Source organism: Niallia sp. HCP3S3_B10 (assembly GCF_052064465.1).
Lineage (GTDB): Bacteria > Bacillota > Bacilli > Bacillales > Cytobacillaceae > Niallia > Niallia hominis.
This window is the reverse complement of record NZ_JBQHVO010000055.1, coordinates 1-17,293: the sequence shown is the minus strand read 5'-3', so window position 1 is coordinate 17,293 and position 17,293 is coordinate 1. Positions and strand designations below refer to the sequence as shown.

At 37.1% G+C, this 17,293-nt stretch carries 13 protein-coding genes and 2 pseudogenes; 13 read left to right on the top strand and 2 right to left on the bottom strand.

What is annotated here, in order from left to right; all coding sequences use genetic code 11:
- Positions 1-68 precede the first annotated feature (68 nt).
- From ACTNDN_RS19250 to ACTNDN_RS19210, 9 genes and pseudogenes are all read left to right on the top strand, one after another.
- On the top strand, positions 69-383 hold the full coding sequence (locus ACTNDN_RS19250) for a YerC/YecD family TrpR-related protein (protein WP_031540068.1): 315 nt from the start codon (positions 69-71) through the stop codon (positions 381-383).
- 488 nt (positions 384-871) lie between these two features.
- The gene (locus tag ACTNDN_RS19245) at positions 872-1,564 is read left to right on the top strand and encodes a heptaprenylglyceryl phosphate synthase (RefSeq protein ID WP_441131831.1); all 693 of its coding nucleotides are present in this window, start codon (positions 872-874) and stop codon (positions 1,562-1,564) included.
- Between the two features lie 54 nt (positions 1,565-1,618).
- Positions 1,619-2,302, top strand: a pseudogene (locus tag ACTNDN_RS19240) (UvrD-helicase domain-containing protein); the annotation flags it as partial.
- Positions 2,303-3,048: 746 nt separating this feature from the next.
- Complete coding sequence (gene ltrA / locus ACTNDN_RS19235; RefSeq protein WP_031538089.1) at positions 3,049-4,929, top strand: group II intron reverse transcriptase/maturase; 1,881 nt, start codon at positions 3,049-3,051, stop codon at positions 4,927-4,929.
- 96 nt (positions 4,930-5,025) lie between these two features.
- Positions 5,026-6,573, top strand: a pseudogene (locus ACTNDN_RS19230) (3'-5' exonuclease); the annotation flags it as partial.
- Positions 6,574-6,590: 17 nt separating this feature from the next.
- On the top strand, positions 6,591-8,615 hold the full coding sequence (gene ligA, locus ACTNDN_RS19225) for an NAD-dependent DNA ligase LigA (RefSeq protein WP_441131829.1): 2,025 nt from the start codon (positions 6,591-6,593) through the stop codon (positions 8,613-8,615).
- Positions 8,612-9,727, top strand: coding sequence for a CamS family sex pheromone protein (locus ACTNDN_RS19220; RefSeq protein WP_441131828.1), 1,116 nt, complete (start codon positions 8,612-8,614; stop codon positions 9,725-9,727). Before ligA ends, ACTNDN_RS19220 begins: the two co-directional genes overlap by 4 nt.
- A gap of 276 nt (positions 9,728-10,003) precedes the next feature.
- Positions 10,004-10,462: a YueI family protein gene (locus tag ACTNDN_RS19215; protein ID WP_031538084.1), complete on the top strand. Its 459-nt coding sequence runs from the start codon at positions 10,004-10,006 to the stop codon at positions 10,460-10,462.
- A gap of 178 nt (positions 10,463-10,640) precedes the next feature.
- On the top strand, positions 10,641-11,069 hold the full coding sequence (locus ACTNDN_RS19210) for an organic hydroperoxide resistance protein (RefSeq protein ID WP_031538082.1): 429 nt from the start codon (positions 10,641-10,643) through the stop codon (positions 11,067-11,069).
- Between the two features lie 84 nt (positions 11,070-11,153).
- Here the strand turns inward: ACTNDN_RS19210 and ACTNDN_RS19205 are convergent, their stop codons facing one another.
- Complete coding sequence (locus tag ACTNDN_RS19205) at positions 11,154-11,585, bottom strand: MarR family winged helix-turn-helix transcriptional regulator (protein WP_031538081.1); 432 nt, start codon at positions 11,583-11,585, stop codon at positions 11,154-11,156.
- 216 nt (positions 11,586-11,801) lie between these two features.
- Here ACTNDN_RS19205 and ACTNDN_RS19200 point away from each other — a divergent pair, with 216 nt between their 5' ends.
- The 4 genes from ACTNDN_RS19200 to gatB all read left to right on the top strand — a co-directional run bounded on the left by ACTNDN_RS19200 (position 11,802) and on the right by gatB (position 16,080).
- Entirely contained in the window at positions 11,802-12,629 is an 828-nt protein-coding gene (locus ACTNDN_RS19200) for a VanW family protein (RefSeq protein ID WP_031538080.1), read from the top strand.
- A gap of 248 nt (positions 12,630-12,877) precedes the next feature.
- Positions 12,878-13,168, top strand: a complete 291-nt coding sequence (gene gatC / locus ACTNDN_RS19195) for an Asp-tRNA(Asn)/Glu-tRNA(Gln) amidotransferase subunit GatC (RefSeq protein WP_031538078.1) — start codon at positions 12,878-12,880, stop codon at positions 13,166-13,168.
- A gap of 14 nt (positions 13,169-13,182) precedes the next feature.
- Positions 13,183-14,640 carry an Asp-tRNA(Asn)/Glu-tRNA(Gln) amidotransferase subunit GatA gene (gatA, locus tag ACTNDN_RS19190; protein ID WP_031538076.1) on the top strand — a complete coding sequence of 486 codons (1,458 nt, stop codon included), beginning with the start codon at positions 13,183-13,185 and terminating at the stop codon, positions 14,638-14,640.
- Positions 14,641-14,652: 12 nt separating this feature from the next.
- Complete coding sequence (gene gatB / locus ACTNDN_RS19185; protein WP_031538074.1) at positions 14,653-16,080, top strand: Asp-tRNA(Asn)/Glu-tRNA(Gln) amidotransferase subunit GatB; 1,428 nt, start codon at positions 14,653-14,655, stop codon at positions 16,078-16,080.
- Between the two features lie 414 nt (positions 16,081-16,494).
- Here the strand turns inward: gatB and plsY are convergent, their stop codons facing one another.
- Positions 16,495-17,115 carry a glycerol-3-phosphate 1-O-acyltransferase PlsY gene (gene plsY / locus ACTNDN_RS19180; protein ID WP_031538072.1) on the bottom strand — a complete coding sequence of 207 codons (621 nt, stop codon included), beginning with the start codon at positions 17,113-17,115 and terminating at the stop codon, positions 16,495-16,497.
- Positions 17,116-17,293: the final 178 nt, after the last annotated feature.

Here is a 17,293-nt window from a genome sequence, read left to right as displayed (position 1 = left end):
ATTGGTAAGGCTGATTATTAAAAATGTTGCCTTTGATAAAAATAATGGATAAAAAATGGAGGTTTCCTATGCAAATTGATAAATTAAGAGGAAGAGAGTTGGATCAATTATTTGAATCCATTCTCTCCCTTGAATCATTGGAAGAATGCTATCAGTTTTTTGATGACTTATGTACAGTCAATGAAATTCAATCCCTTTCCCAACGGTTAGAAGTAGCAAGAATGCTAAGGGAAGGAAATACGTATCATACAATTGAAAAAGAAACAGGTGCAAGCACTGCAACTATATCCCGCGTTAAACGCTGCCTGAATTATGGAAATGATGCATATGAATTAGCGTTAGCACGAATTAAGAAAGAAGATCCAACTAAAATAGAAGAATAAGATTGCGAAAGGGATTGTCCCAAAAAAGACTAAATCTGAACGATTTTCTTTTTCGGGACAACCCTTTTATTTTTGAATTCTAGACAGTTTTTGATGAAAACAATGATTAATTTACTATGTGAGAAATGAAACAATTGCTTCCTCCTTTTCGTCCAATAGAAAAGAGAGGGGTTTCCTCCATTCCTTTTAAGAGTTAAGAAAGCATAAGTTTATGAAGTTGATTTGGTGTCCAGCTCCGGGCACCTAGAAGCTGATGGGCTTCACAACCTTTCCTTACGATAAGTCAACATCGGTTCACTAGAGTTGACCATGTTTTTTCCTATATCTGAGGAAAGGTTGGTCCACCTCACACGCTCCTAAACGGGTGTCCTCCGCTTTTCTAATCACCAAGAAATATTTACAAGCAGTTAAACGGAAGGATTTCTTTTTTGATGGAATATCTAATGCTATAATGAAATGATGTAAAGGTTAGAATGGAGGAAGTTTGCATGTATGATGTGCGCGAATGGCGTCATGTATTTAAATTAGACCCGAATAAGGAAATTTCAGATGAAGCGCTAGATCGTTTATGTGAATCTGGTACAGATGCAATCATCATTGGAGGAACGGATGGCATAACATTAGATAATGTCCTAAATCTAATGGCGCGTGTTCGTCGCTATACTGTTCCTTGTATATTAGAAGTGTCAACAATAGATTCGGTTTCACCCGGATTTGATTTATATTTTATTCCTACTGTTTTAAATAGCAGGGATACAAAATGGATAACTGGTCTTCACCATGAAGCAGTGAAGGAATATGGCGAGCTTATGGATTGGGATGAATTTTTGATTCAAGGCTACTGTGTGTTAAATAAAGACTGTAAAGTAGCGGAATTAACAAATGCCCAGACAGAATTATCCGAAGAAGATATCGCAGCATATGCCTTAATGGCAGAAAAGATGTTTCATTTGCCCATTTTTTATTTGGAATATAGCGGAGCATATGGAGAACCTTCGATTGTAAAAGCTGCAAAGAGTCAATTAAGTAAAACCATTCTGTTCTATGGTGGAGGTATTGAAACAGTCGAACAGGCTGAGGAAATGGCAAATTATGCAGATGTAATTGTTGTCGGAAATATAATTTACACAGACATATCTGCCGCATTGCGAACGGTCGAAATAAAAAAGAGTTATTGTTGAATAACCAATGAAGCTAGGTTAAAATAGAATATATGTTCTTATGGTGGTGAAAAGATGCAATTTTTAACAGATAAAATACTAAATGGATTAAATCCAGAACAGAAGGAAGCTGTTAAAGCGACAGAGGGTCCTTTATTAATTATGGCAGGTGCAGGAAGTGGGAAAACCCGAGTTTTAACACAGAGAATTGCCTATCTTATGGTGGAAAAGGGGGTTAATCCATACAATATCTTAGCAATTACGTTTACAAATAAAGCGGCGAAGGAAATGCGTCAGAGAATAGCAGCTGTTTTAGGCGGAGCAAGTGAGGATATATGGATATCAACCTTTCACTCGATGTGTGTGCGGATATTAAGAAAAGATATTGATCGAATTGGCTATAACCGAAACTTTACGATATTGGATACAACAGATCAGCAGTCTGTTATTAAAGGCATCCTGAAAGACCGAAACATTGATCCGAAGAAATATGATCCCCGTGCTATTCTAGCAAGTATTAGTTCTTCAAAGAATGAGCTTGTTACTCCAGAAGAATTTGCGAAGACTGCAGGCGATTACTTTTCACAAATTGTTAGTGATGTATATACAGAGTATCAAAGGCGCTTGCGCAAAAACCAAGCCTTGGATTTCGATGATTTAATCATGCAGACAATCCATCTATTTCAAAGAGTACCAGAAGTTTTAGAATACTATCAACGTAAGTTTCAATATATTCATGTAGATGAGTATCAGGATAGTGCGACACGTTTCTAACTGAAAAGGTTAGACACTAGCGTAATGCTAGGAGAACTAAGAATCTGAAGAGTCGAATGATGGGGTAACGCCCTGAAAGGCTCGCCTAATCCTCCGAATAGCGTTCAGGTGGTGCAAAACACTTGAGGGTTATAAGCTCGGTGAAGTCGGTTGAAGGTCATCCTAACGAGAAAGACGAGGAAAGCTCTCTGGAGGCAGGGGGTATGGCTGATAGACCGGGGTTCTACAAGACAATCTATGGTGAGAAATTAGATGTCACAGCCATCTATTGACGAAATTCCGAATGTACGGCTCTAGAGATATAGCTATTCGAAACGGATAGTCCCGCATGTCGGGGTTAGTGAGGTAGAGTAAAATTTGTCTTTATGAAATACCTTATGATGTTACAGGCATCATCCAGCTAACAGGGCTAGAGGAATCACCTACGGATTGTGAATGAACAGATAGGATTCTTGGAACGTGGTAAGCCGATAACGTGGAGAGTTTGCATTCTATGAAGCGGTAGCAGGGAAAGCATATATGTCGAAAGTGTATATGTATAACCTCTTTTATGTCGGTGAAGGTAATGGCACAGTACCAAAGAAACTGTTATAACAAACAGTGGAGGGATAGCCATTAGTCAACTGTTAGAAGACGACATTATTAAAACAGAAATTTCAGGTTCGAGTATGACTAAGAGAAATGAAAGCTGAAATTACAAACCCAATTTGGGAATGTAAAGAGATGAGTAATTGACTGAAACCCATGCGAAGCCGAAGAAGTTAAAAAGTCAAAAGCTGAGAAACAATGAGTATTACAACACACAAGACATGTTTGACCAGTTATATCAGCTAAGTTCGGAAGGAAAAACTTTTAATAAGTTATATGAATTAGTTCTACACCCTGCAAATGTTAAACTTGCTTTTCGTAACATCAAGAAAAACAAGGGAAGTAAGACAGCGGGAGTGAATCAAAACACTATATTCGAAATCGGACTTAGAAGCCCTGATATGCTTGTACAATATGTTAAAAAACGCCTAGATGATTATAAACCTCATAAAGTGAAACGTAAGGAAATCCAAAAGCCAAATGGCGGCATTCGTCCTTTAGGAATTCCTACTATTGAAGATAGACTTATTCAACAATGCCTATTACAAGTTCTTGAACCTATATGCGAGGCTCGCTTTCATAAACATAGCTATGGATTCAGACCTCATCGGAGTCAAATCCACGCATATTCAAGGGCTGTAACATTAGCAAACAAAAACAAACTACATTATGTAGTAGATGTTGATATTAAAGGTTTCTTCGATAACGTTGATCATGGGAAGTTGCTTAAACAACTATGGACGATTGGAATTAGGGATAAACGTATTCTTTCGATTATAAGTAAGATGCTCAAAGCTGAGGTTAAAGGAATTGGGAAACCTACTAAGGGAACTCCACAGGGAGGAATTCTTTCTCCGTTACTTTCAAATGTAGTATTGAATGAATTCGACTGGTGGATAAGTAATCAGTGGGAAACAATTAAGACGAGAAAGGATTACACAAAGATACGTGTAATTGGTGGAAAACAGCGGTTTGACCAAACGGTAAAATACGCCACCCTTAAAAGGTATACCAAGTTAAAGGAAATGTTTATTGTAAGATATGCAGATGACTTTAAAATCTTTTGTCGAGACCACAAAACCGCATTTATTATATTTGAATCTTCTAAGCAGTGGTTAAAGGAAAGATTAGGCCTTGAAATCAGCAATGAGAAATCGAGAGTAGTCAATTTACGTAAGAACTATTCTGAGTTTCTAGGGTTTAAGTTCAAAGTAGTACCAAAAGGCAAAAAGCGTGTTGTTAAATCGCATATGACAGATAAATCACGACGCAAGGTAATTGAGAAAATAAAAACAAAAGCTGAATTTATTCGAAGAAAACCGAATAAGGCTGAAGTAACTAAATTTAACTCAACTATCTTGGGAATTCACAATTATTATCGGTATGCGACACATACGACAAAGGATTTCAGTGAAATTTCTTACTCAGTCAAACGAATCCTGTATAACAAGCTTAAAAAAGCAAAGAGTTCAAAGGGAGTTATCACACCATTCTTTCAAAAAGCATATAAAGATTATCTTAATAAAAAGAAATTCTTTGCATGTGGCATGATTTTATTCCCGATAGATGGGGTGAAACACAAAAGCCCTTTGAACTTTACTCAGGAGAAAAACTCTTATACCGAAAGTGGTCGAATCTTGGTTCATAATAGCCAAGAAGCTGTATCGCCATTCATGGTACATTATTTGATGGAAAACCCAATAAAATCGGAGAGTATGGAATACAATGACAATCGACTCTCCAAGTACATTGCACAGTTAGGTAAATGTGCAATAACTGGTAAAGACTTAATTATTGGGGAAATGGAACTTCATCATAAGAAGCCAAGAAATTTAGGCGGAACAGACGCTTATCGAAACCTTATATTTATATGTAAGGAAATTCATAAGTTAATCCATGCGGTAAAAGAAAACACCATTAATAAGTATCTTAATGTACTGAATCTTAATGAAGAACAACTGAGTAAAGTTAACACTCTTCGTAAAAAAGTGGGAAACTGTGTAATTGATAATGTAACGAGCTAGTAGTTGATGGGGCGCCGTATGAGGTGAAAGTCTCACGTACGGTGCTAAGCGGGGGAAAAGATGGAGATTACTTCAAAGTCTTACCTATCGCAACCGAATAGATCACAATATATGCTAGTAAAACTTTTAGCAAGCCGATTCCGCAATCTCTGTGTAGTTGGGGACTCTGATCAGTCTATTTATGCATGGCGTGGTGCAGATATATCCAACATCCTTTCTTTTGAAAAGGATTATCCAAATGCAAAAGTAGTAATGCTGGAACAAAACTATCGTTCCACAAAACGAATTCTGCAAGCCGCGAATCAGGTCATTGCCAATAATTCTGGTCGTAAAGATAAAAATTTATGGACAGAAAATGAAGATGGCAACAAGATATACTATTACCGAGCTGATAGTGAGCAAGGGGAAGCGCAATTTGTTATTGGGAAAATTCAAGAATTAAGAAGAGAAACATCTCTTAACTTATCGGATATAGCTATCCTTTATCGAACAAACGCACAATCACGTGTAATGGAGGAAATGCTTCTTAAGTCAAATATTGAATATTCGATTGTTGGAGGTATAAAGTTCTACGATCGAAAGGAAATTAAAGATACACTTGCTTATCTTCGTCTGATTGCAAATCCGGATGACGATATTAGCTTCCAACGGGTCATTAACGTTCCAAAGCGTGGAATTGGCTCTAGTTCAGTTGATAAAATCGCTAATTTCGCAGCAATGCATGATATGTCCATGTATCAAGCATTAGAGGCCGTTGAATTAATTGGCTTAAGTCCAAAGATTACGAAGGCTGCAAGTGAATTCCGTGATTTAATTCAAAATTATACAAGAATGCAGGAATATTTATCTGTGACAGAACTTGTCGAAGAAGTTATTGATAAATCCGGCTATGTAGACATGTTAAAAGCGGAAAAGTCCATTGAAGCTCAAAGTAGATTAGAAAACATAGAAGAATTTATGTCTGTGTCGAAAAACTTTGAAGATGCTAATGACGATAAATCATTAATTGCTTTCCTAACAGATTTAGCATTGGTTGCCGACATTGATAAATTGGATGATGATGGAAAACAAGCAGATTCTGTTGTTTTAATGACATTGCACTCTGCAAAAGGTTTAGAATTCCCAATTGTTTTCTTAATTGGTTTGGAAGAAGGAGTTTTCCCACATTCTCGTTCATTAATGGAAGAAGGAGAGATGGAAGAGGAACGCCGTCTTGCATACGTAGGAATTACACGGGCAGAGAAGCAATTGTATTTAACAAATGCCCAGATGAGAACTTTATTTGGACGTACCAATATGAATCCACCTTCTCGGTTTGTAAAAGAAATTCCGGAAGATTTGCTTGAAGGTGTGAATCCTGTTTCGAATAGACAAAGAATGTCACCAGCACAAAGCGGCTCTCGAACTTCTTATTCCCAACAGCAGCCAACGAGAAAGGCAGTTATCCGTCCTGCTACAGTCGCAACAGGTGGAGAAGGAATCGGATGGAGTGTAGGCGATAAAGCAGTCCATGGTAAATGGGGTACTGGGACGGTTGTTAGTGTTAAAGGGGAAGGCGATTCAAAAGAGCTAGACATTGCTTTTCCAAGCCCAGTAGGCATTAAACGACTATTAGCTAAATTTGCACCGATTCAAAAAGGATAAGGAAAGGAAAAGGATATATGGAACAAACTCTTGCAGAGAAGCGAGTTAAAGAACTGCATAATTTATTAAATCAGTATGGGTATGAATATTATGTTCTGGACAATCCTTCTGTTCCTGATGCGGAATATGACGCATTATTAAATGAATTAATCCGTTTGGAAGAACAATTTCCGAGCTTAAGAACAAATGATTCTCCATCACAGCGAATTGGCGGAGAAATACTGGATATGTTCTCAAAGGTTCAGCATCAAAAACCGATGCTGAGCTTAGGGAATGCATTTAATGAGGCGGATTTACGCGATTTTGATCGAAAGGTTCGTGCGGCTATTGGGGAAGACTTTTCATACGTCTGTGAATTAAAGATAGATGGGCTTGCTGTTTCCCTTCGATATGAGAATGGCTTATTTGAACAAGGAGCAACGCGAGGAGATGGAACAACTGGAGAGGATATTACGGCGAATCTGAAAACGATTCGTTCTATTCCCCTACGTTTAAATCAACCGGTCAGTTTAGAGGTTCGTGGCGAAGCATTTATGCCGAAAAAATCCTTCGAGGCACTTAATAAAATAAAGGATGAAAATGGGGAAGATCCATTTGCCAATCCTAGAAATGCTGCAGCTGGTTCTTTACGTCAATTAGATCCGCGCATTGCGGCATCTCGAAACTTGGATATCTTCCTTTATGCCATTGGGGATGTTGGTCAGACTGGTGTTCAATCCCATAGTGAAGGACTGGATTTACTCGATACACTTGGATTCAAAACAAACAAAGAAAGAAAAAAATGTCAAACAATTGAGGATGTTTTACAGTATATTGAAGGCTGGCAGGAAAAACGTCCACACTTGCCCTATGAAATAGATGGTATTGTAATAAAAGTAGACGGTTTAGCTCAGCAAGAGCAGCTTGGAACAACTGCAAAAAGTCCGAGATGGGCGATAGCATACAAATTTCCCGCAGAGGAAGTAATGACAAAGCTTCTTGCCATTGAACTGAATGTAGGGAGAACAGGTGTTGTGACGCCAACTGCTGTATTAGAACCCGTAAAGGTTGCTGGAACAACGGTGAAAAGAGCATCACTACATAATGAGGACTTAATACGGGAAAAAGATATTAGACTCGGCGATATGGTTGTTGTCAAAAAAGCTGGTGATATTATTCCAGAAGTAGTGAATGTTTTAGTGGAAAAAAGAACCGGTGAAGAAGAAGAATTTCTAATGCCTACTCATTGTCCTGAATGTAATAGTGAACTTGTTCGATTAGAGGAAGAAGTAGCATTGCGCTGTATTAATCCAAAATGTCCTGCGCAAATTAGGGAAGGCTTAATTCACTTTGTTTCTAGAAATGCTATGAATATTGACGGGCTTGGTGAGCGAGTAGTGAGCCAATTATTTTCTGAAAAACTAATTGAAGATGTTGCGGACTTATACACATTAGATTATGAGCAACTCATTCAATTAGAAAGAATGGGCGAAAAGTCTGTGAATAATTTATTGCAAGCAATAGAAGCTTCAAAGCAAAATTCCCTTGAGAGGCTGTTGTTTGGCTTAGGAATTAGACATGTGGGAGCAAAAGCAGCGAAAACAATTGCAATGGAATTCAAACATATGGACCAGCTTGTTAAAGCATCAAAAGAAGAGTTAACGGCTATTAATGAAATTGGCGAAAAAATGGCTGACTCCATTGTCACTTTTTTTGAACAGGAAGAAGTGCTGGAATTAATCAATGAACTTAAAACCTATGGTGTTAACATGGAATATACGGGTCCATTACCAGTAACGACAGAAGATGCTGATTCCGTATTTGCTGGAAAAACCATTGTTTTAACAGGAAAGTTAGAACAACTTTCTCGTAATGAAGCTAAAGAACAAATTGAATTATTAGGTGGTAAAATAACAGGAAGTGTCAGCAAGAAAACAGATTTAGTCATTGCAGGAAATGATGCAGGAAGTAAATTAACAAAAGCGGAACAGTTAGGTCTTGAAGTATGGGATGAGGAAAAACTTATGGAAGAATTGAAGAACAAAGGTGTGTTTGCTGAATGAAAAAACACGTAATGATGGTGCTTGGACTAATAATAGTCCTATCAGCTTGTGCACCTAACTTTAATAAAGAAGAAGAAGTAAAGACAGAAGACGTAGATAGTAATACAACAGAAACAGCGATTATACCAAATTATAAAATCTCTGACGATTATTATAAGGTAGTTGTTCCATTCAAAGCTTCTGAAGCAAGGGGATTGGTTGTAAATAATTTAAATACCCGCTATGACATTGCTGAATTTGAAACAGGATTAATGCGAATTGCACAAAATGCATATGATCCAGAACAATACTTTTTCCAAGAAGGCCAGTATTTAGATAGCAGTTTAATCACCAATTGGCTTGGGAGAAAGTCTAGCAAGAATGCAAAGGGGTTAAATCCAGCTGGCGAGGAAAATGGCAAAGAGCCCATTTATTTAGCTCATATCCTCGAACATGATTATTTAGTGAAAACCGATGATAATAGTTTAAAGCTTGGTGGAATTTCAATTGGTTTGGCTATGAATTCAGTCTATTCCTATGTAGAAAAGGGAGCGGCAAAAGAACTGAAAATAGATCGAACAAAGCTTGAAAAAGAAGGGAAAAAAATGGCAATAGAGGTAGTAAAAAGAATTAGAGAAGTGGAAGGACTTGAAAAGGTTCCAATCATTATTTCTCTTTTTGAGCAGAAAGAAAGCTCCTCTGTTGTTCCTGGAAACTTTATTTCATATGCTAAGGTTGCAGGTGATAGCAAAAGTATAGGGGACTGGGAAGAGATTAATGAAAAATATATTTTATTCCCAAGCTCAGATACGCAATATAAGTCAGAAGCGGATGCATTTTCTTATTTTAAGCAGGACATTGAAAATTATTTTCCTAACTTTAATGGAGTTGTCGGAAGAGCTTTCTATGTGAATGATGAAATGCAGAATTTAAGCATTGAGATTCCGATTCAGTTTTATGGAGAAGCAGAAGCACTCGGCTTCACTCAATTTGTTGCAGGGAAGGTTATGGAACATTTTCCGCCAAATAATACCTCTTCTGTGCAGGTTAGCATTACCTCCGTATATGGCCCTGAAGCATTAATTGTTCGTGATGTTGATGCAGAAGAACCATTTATTCATATTTATCAATAAAGGGATACTTCCATAAATGGGAACTCTTGATCTCACGTTTATGGTTAGTTGAACACCTTCTTCCTCGAATTTTATAAGCTAACGGTGTACTTACTGAAGGTTAAGAGGATAATGTCAGAGAGTTAATCATCATGCTTCCCTTGAAAAGTGGAATAACTGATGCCTAACTCTCTCTTTTTGTATCATGACAAAAAAATTTCAAAAAGGTACAAGGTTTTTTATCAGCAGAGTAGAGTATAGTATGAGAAAAGGAATCTATTTGAAGGAGTTGTGAACATGTCATCAAACCCTAACTTAGATGATTATATGCAAAAGGGAATGTATGGGGCAAAGGAAACAAAGCCAGAGGAACGAAGAAAATTTCTTGGTACTCTAAGAGAAAGAGTTGTGATTGCACTAAATCAATCCCAAGTAATTGAACCATCGCCCTACAAAGAAATACTTGATGCGATGAAAAAGAATACAGGTGCGAAGTTATATTTAAATGGTCATTTAGACTATTCATACTTATCGAAATATATTAAGGAAGCTAATCAAGCCAAAATGGAATACACGATTGTAACCAATAAAGAGGCAGATAGTGAAATTGGCTTATTAATTGCTTATGATCATGCGATTAATAAAGAAGATATTTATATCGGGGAACAAACAAACGATACAGTAGAAGAGGAATCTTCGCAAGATAGTCAGAAAAAGGGATTATTTACGACTATTGGAAAATGGTTTAGTAAGTAAGAAAAGGGCTCAAAAGGAGAAATCTTTTTGGGCTTTTTTGTTTAAAATAATTGTTGTAGGCATGTTTACTTTTTTTGAAAAGGGTAAATATGAAAAGAAAGTGCAAAATATTTGTTTTGTGAAATTATATTGCGTACAATGTATATGTGGAAAATAATAAATTATTGGAGGAATAATCATGAGCGATACAATTCTTACAACATCTGTTACAGCAACTGGTGGAAGAGAAGGTCGAGTAGAGTCAGAAGACTATGTTATTCAATTTGATACAGCGATGCCAGGAACTCAAAGAGCAAAGGAATTGGAGGATGCGACAAACCCTGAGCAATTATTTGCAGCTGGATATTCGGCATGTTTTGATGGTGCATTACAATTAATGGCACAAAGAGAAAAAGTAAACTTTGACTCTGAAACAACAGCTAGTGTTAGCTTACTAAAGGATGAAACAGATCAAGGATTTAAATTAGCTGTAAAATTATCTGTAAAAGGAACTGGAATTGAAAAGGATGTTTTAGAGGAGCTTGTACACAAAGCGCATAACTTCTGCCCATACTCTAAAGCAACTAGAGGAAATATTGATGTTCAATTAGAAGTGGTTACAGCTTAATAGAAGCATAAAAAGAGAGCAGATGAAAGTACCTAAACTTTTATCTGCTCTCTTTATGTCTATCCTATTTTAAATCATGGTGCATTACGTGAGGTTTTGCAAAAGCTTTAATAGTGATTGCTTTAATTCAGTGATTTCTTCGTCTGATTTTCCAAAAAGCTTGAAAACTTCGGTTGGAATACATGCTGCTTTTTGCTGTAGAGAAGCTCCTTTGTCCGTTAAGGTAATGAGTACGGAACGCTCATCCTCAAGGGATCGCTTACGTTGGAGTAATTGTTGCTGTTCCATTCTCTTAAGCATTGGCGTTAGTGTACCAGAATCGAGGTATAAGTAATTTCCCATTTCCTTCACACTAAGACTTTTATGCTCCCATAGAAGTAAAAGAACTAGGTATTGTGGATAGGTTACATCTAGCTCCTCTAACAAGGGCTTATATTTTTTCGTTAATTCCCGTGAACTTGCATATAAAAGAAAACAAAGTTGGTTTTCTAATTTTAAAGAGTCTAATTCATTCATTGTTCGTCACCTAGCTTTTTAGTCTTCTAAATATTAACTATTGTATCGGATTTTGCGTGAATTTCCTATCTATTTGCCAAGAATGAGAAAAATAAAGCAATTTCTGTCTCGGGTATAAGGGATTTTTACTGCTTAACAACCCTCTTAGAAAAAAGAAGGATTTACGAAATAGTTAGCGAAATAAAGGAGAAAAGGGAAAAAATGGAGAGCGTATTTATGAATATTACAGCGTTAAGACCCAAAAAAAGGTCAGCCCTACGTCTTTATTTCGGGAAAAAATATTATACCACAAAGAGATATATGCAATGGATGATAGCGAGAAAACACTATGCAAAGAAAAAGCAAAAGGCATTACTACCCCATTCTTATTTTACCCATAAAACAATGCTACTAAGAGAATTAAAGGATGTTGATATGAGGCTGCAGTATAACAAAATTATTAATTTAAAAGTGGCGGTTTCAAAAATAAATTTGATAGTCATAGAACCAGGAGAAACCTTTTCTTATTGGAGAACAATAGGCAAGCCCACTTATAAAAAGGGTTTTGTAGACGGGATGGTTCTGTATTCTGGGAGCTATCGTACTGGAGTTGGAGGAGGGCTGTGCCAGCTTTCTAATCTGATTTATTGGATGACATTACATACTCCGTTAACAGTGGTGGAAAGGCATCGCCATAGTTATGATGTTTTCCCTGATTCCAACCGAACACAGCCATTCGGTAGTGGCGCGACTTGTTCCTACAATTATTTAGACCTACAAATCAAAAATGAAACAGATACTACTTTTCAATTATGCTTAGAAGTAACAGATACCCATTTAAAAGGGGAATGGCTAGGGGCAGCACCTAGTTTATCTCATTATGAAGTGTTTGAAAAGGAGCATCAAATCACACCAGCCTATTTCGGCGGCTATATTCGCCATAATCAAATTTATCGAAAAAAATTTAATAGAAGAGGTGTATTATTGGAGGAAGAGTATATTACAGAAAATCATGCGTTAATGATGTATGAGCCACTCCTTTCCTCGCTGGAGAATAACCGATAAAAAGAGGGAGGTCCCTCTATTTTTACTTTAAAATAGAAATGAACGGAGCGACCAACTAAATCAAAATGGTATAATTGTAAAGACTATGTACATTTAATATGGATAAACATTTTTCAAGGAAAAACAATCATTTATAAAGAAACGGCTTTCTTACAAGATATAATCTTACTTTCGGTTGCTTTCCTAATGATTTGTTTGCTATTATCAGATTATTGTATTGTACGTATAACGATGGAGGTGACATATATATGTCAAGAATTACAAAGGAAGAAGTAAAGCATGTTGCGAATCTAGCTAGACTTGCGATATCGGATGAGGAAGCAGAGCATTTTCAAAAGCAATTGGATGCTATTATTTCTTTTGCAGAAGAACTAAATGAATTAGACACAGAGGGAATTGAACCAACTTCCCATGTATTAGATATGAAAAATGTATTACGTGAAGATGTACCAACAAAGGGCTTACCTGTTGAGGAAGTTTTACGCAATGCGCCAGACCATCAGGATGGACAAATTAAAGTGCCATCTATCATTGAGTAAGGAGGGGAAATCATATGAGTCTTTTTGATCAAAAGATGACGGATTTACAGGAACTATTACATAAGAAAGAGATATCTGTTACAGATTTAGTAAAAGAATCGTATAATCGCATAAAAGACGTAGATGGGAAAGTACAAGCATTTTTAACATTAGATGAAGAAAATGCTTTATCACAAGCTAGCGTACTAGATAGCAAGCTTGTAAATGGGGAACATTCCGGGAGCCTATTCGGAATGCCGATTGGGATAAAGGATAATATTGTTACGAAGGATTTAAGAACAACTTGTTCGAGTAAAATCTTAGAGAATTTCCAACCGATTTATAATGCAACAGTTATGGACAAGCTGCAAGCAGCTGGAGCTATAACAATCGGAAAGCTAAACATGGATGAATTTGCTATGGGATCTTCCACGGAAAATTCCTATTACCAAAAAACGAAAAATCCATGGAATCTTGAAACAGTTCCTGGTGGATCATCAGGTGGATCTGCTGCATCGGTTGCAGCGGGTGAAGTACTATTTTCCCTTGGATCAGATACTGGTGGCTCCATTCGTCAACCAGCAGCTTTCTGTGGGGTTGTCGGCTTAAAACCTACATATGGAAGAATTTCTCGCTTTGGTCTCGTTGCGTTCGCATCCTCACTTGATCAAATTGGACCAATTACACGTACGGTAGAAGACAATGCTTTCTTGCTTAATGCTATTTCTGGTTTAGATCCAATGGATTCTACTTCGGCAAATGTAGAGGTTCCTGATTTTACGAAAGGCCTAACGGGAGATATTAAGGGCATGAAAATAGCTGTGCCGAAAGAGTATCTAGCAGAAGGAGTAAACGAAACAGTTCGCCAATCTGTTTTAGATGCATTAAAGGTATTAGAAAAATTAGGCGCAACATGGGAAGAAGTTTCCTTGCCACATAGTAAATATGCCCTTGCTACATATTATTTATTATCTTCTTCAGAAGCATCTGCAAACCTTTCTCGTTTTGATGGGGTACGATATGGTTATCGTGCGGATAATGTGGAAACATTAATCGATCTGTATAAGCGTTCACGTGCAGAAGGATTTGGCGATGAAGTGAAGCGCAGAATTATGCTTGGAACCTTTGCTTTAAGCTCTGGCTATTATGATGCTTATTATAAAAAAGCACAAAAAGTACGTACATTAATTAAAAAAGATTTCGAAGATGTATTTGAAAAGTATGATGTTATTATTGGACCAACTACTCCAACACCAGCCTTTAAGTTAGGAGAAAATGTGGATGATCCATTAACGATGTATGCAAACGATATATTAACGATTCCAGTGAACTTAGCTGGCGTACCAGGTATATCGGTTCCTTGCGGCTTCTCTAACGGTTTGCCACTTGGTTTACAAATTATCGGTAAACACTTTGATGAAGCATCTGTATATAAAGTGGCTTATGCGTTTGAACAAGCTACAGATTATCATAAACAAAAACCAACGCTGTAAGGGGTGAAAAAGATGGAATTTGAAACAGTCATTGGGCTAGAGGTCCATGTAGAGTTAAAAACACAATCAAAAATATTCTCAGCAAGTCCCAATCACTTCGGTGCTGAGCCGAATACAAATACGACAGTAGTCGATTTAGGCTATCCTGGCGTACTACCTGTTTTAAATAAAAAAGCTGTAGAATATGGCATGAAAGCGTCTATGGCATTAAACTGTGAAATAGCGACGGAGACGAAATTTGACCGTAAAAACTATTTTTATCCAGATAATCCAAAAGCTTATCAAATCTCACAATTCGATAAACCGATTGGAGAGCATGGCTGGATTGAAATTGAAGTAGATGGCTATAAGAAAAAAATTGGGATTACCCGTGTGCATTTAGAAGAGGATGCAGGAAAACTGAATCATGAGAAAGGATATTCATTAGTGGACTTCAACCGTCAAGGAACGCCATTAATTGAAATCGTTTCTGAGCCAGATATTCGTACACCAAATGAAGCATATGCTTACTTGGAAAAATTGAAATCCATCATTCAATATACAGGCGTATCTGATTGTAAAATGGAAGAAGGTTCTTTGCGCTGTGATGCCAACATTTCGATTCGTCCTGTAGGACAAGAGGAATTTGGAACAAAAACGGAGCTGAAAAACTTAAACTCCTTTAACTTTGTTCGCAAAGGATTAGAGTATGAAGAACAACGACAAAGAGAGGTTGTTTCTTCAGGTGGTGTCATTAATCAAGAAACACGCCGCTTTGATGAAGCAACAAGTACAACATTGCTAATGCGTGTTAAAGAAGGTTCAGATGATTATCGTTATTTCCCCGAACCAGATTTAACAGATTTGTATATCGACGAAGATTGGAAAGCAAGAATTCGTGCGGAAATTCCAGAATTACCAGATGCAAGACAAAAGCGTTATATGGAAGAATGGGGCTTACCAGAGTACGATGCGAAAGTATTAACCGTTACGAAGGAAATGGCTGATTTCTTTGAAGGCACTGTTGCAAATGGAGCGGAGCCAAAGCTTGCTTCTAACTGGGTAATGGGCGATGTTTCTGCCTATTTAAACGCAGAGCAAAAGGAGCTAGCAGAAGTAAAGCTAACTCCAGAAAATCTTGCTGGTATGATAAAGCTCATTGGAAATGGAACAATCTCCAGTAAGATTGCAAAACAAGTTTTTAAAGAGTTGATTGAAAATGGCGGAGATGCGGAAGCGATTGTTAAAGAGAAAGGGCTAGTGCAAATCTCTGATGAAGGTGCATTGCTGAAAATCATCGGCGAAGTATTGGATAACAATCCTCAATCCATTGAAGACTTTAAAAATGGAAAACAAAAAGCAATTGGGTTTCTTGTTGGTCAATTGATGAAAGCGACAAAGGGACAAGCAAATCCACAAATGGTTAATAAATTATTAGTCGAAGAAATGAATAAAAGATAAGAAGGGGATCTATCTCCCCTTTAGCTGTCAGCAAATGTTGAAAACGACTTTGCTGGCAGCTTTTTTAATGGGAAAAGAGGGGGAGGATGGCAAAACTAGCTTGGATAGTGGTATATATTCTAGTCGAACGTGGAAATCAGCCAACCCAACGATAAATCAGCCAAAGTAGGAGGGAAATCAGCCAAACCAGCGATAAATCAGCCAAAGTAGGAAGGGAATCAGCCGAACTAGCGATAAATCAGCCAAACCACCATCCCCATCCCAGCACTTCCCTCCACAACCTCCAAAATCAAAATAAAGGAGCAACTCTTAAAAGAGCAACTTCTTTATTTTGATTTCCATTCATTCGACAGTATTTCCCAGGAAAAGTCCGTAATCAACAATTTCCTGAAAAGCTTGTCCAATTAAGGGGAATCAGCCTATTTTCTTCGGGTTAATTCGATCCTTTTTTATGTTTTTATCATTAATTTTAGGTTCTTGATGATGAATAAAATTAAGAATATTAGAGCGATGTAAAAAGATTAATAGTATTAAAAACAAGAAAAAGAGCCAGTCATGTTGGATGGTAGGAGATAATAGCGCATATAAAAAAATGATTATTCCTACTGAAATACTACCCAAGAATACATATTTTGTTATAAAAATAACAGCGAAGAATGCAAAATAGGTAATGAAAAACAAAGCTGGATTGGCAACGAGAAGGGTCCCTGCTGTAGTTGCAATTGCTTTTCCACCACGGAATCTAGCGAAAATTGGAAAGCAATGACCAATGACAGCGACTAATCCAGTGTATAACGGATTTATATCTACCATTAGCAAGTATGGTAAGCATGTGGCTAGCGCTCCTTTTCCGACATCAAGTAGTAAAACGGCAATCCCAGCTTTTTTGCCTAACACGCGAATAGAATTAGTAGCTCCTGGGTTAAAACTGCCATGTTTACGAATGTCTATACCATAAAAAACCTTGCCGATAATTAAGGCAGTTGGAAAAGAACCGATTAAGTAAGAAGCTAGGATAATAATAATCAAGTGCATTTCTCCTTTGACATAATCTTAAGTTTACTAGAATTAAACAATATTTTTTTTCTTCTTTTATTCTATGCAGCAAAAGGGAGAAGATTGTGAGAGTATAAAATATTTTGTGTAAATGAAAATTTCCATGTAAAAAGGAAGACCTTCTCTTGGTAGAATTAAGTCACCACAACCAATCCTA

Excerpts from the sequence above, each read along its gene's own strand:
- ACTNDN_RS19205 (WP_031538081.1), bottom strand. The coding sequence starts at position 11,585 with ATGAATGAATTAGACTCTTTAAAATTAGAAAACCAACTTTGTTTTCTT.
- ACTNDN_RS19200 (WP_031538080.1), top strand. The coding sequence starts at position 11,802 with ATGAATATTACAGCGTTAAGACCCAAAAAAAGGTCAGCCCTACGTCTT.
- ACTNDN_RS19220 (WP_441131828.1), top strand. The coding sequence starts at position 8,612 with ATGAAAAAACACGTAATGATGGTGCTTGGACTAATAATAGTCCTATCA.
- ACTNDN_RS19245 (WP_441131831.1), top strand. The coding sequence starts at position 872 with ATGTATGATGTGCGCGAATGGCGTCATGTATTTAAATTAGACCCGAAT.
- ACTNDN_RS19250 (WP_031540068.1), top strand. The coding sequence starts at position 69 with ATGCAAATTGATAAATTAAGAGGAAGAGAGTTGGATCAATTATTTGAA.
- gatA (WP_031538076.1), top strand. The coding sequence starts at position 13,183 with ATGAGTCTTTTTGATCAAAAGATGACGGATTTACAGGAACTATTACAT.
- ACTNDN_RS19215 (WP_031538084.1), top strand. The coding sequence starts at position 10,004 with ATGTCATCAAACCCTAACTTAGATGATTATATGCAAAAGGGAATGTAT.
- plsY (WP_031538072.1), bottom strand. The coding sequence starts at position 17,115 with ATGCACTTGATTATTATTATCCTAGCTTCTTACTTAATCGGTTCTTTT.
- ACTNDN_RS19210 (WP_031538082.1), top strand. The coding sequence starts at position 10,641 with ATGAGCGATACAATTCTTACAACATCTGTTACAGCAACTGGTGGAAGA.
- gatB (WP_031538074.1), top strand. The coding sequence starts at position 14,653 with ATGGAATTTGAAACAGTCATTGGGCTAGAGGTCCATGTAGAGTTAAAA.
- gatC (WP_031538078.1), top strand. The coding sequence starts at position 12,878 with ATGTCAAGAATTACAAAGGAAGAAGTAAAGCATGTTGCGAATCTAGCT.
- ligA (WP_441131829.1), top strand. The coding sequence starts at position 6,591 with ATGGAACAAACTCTTGCAGAGAAGCGAGTTAAAGAACTGCATAATTTA.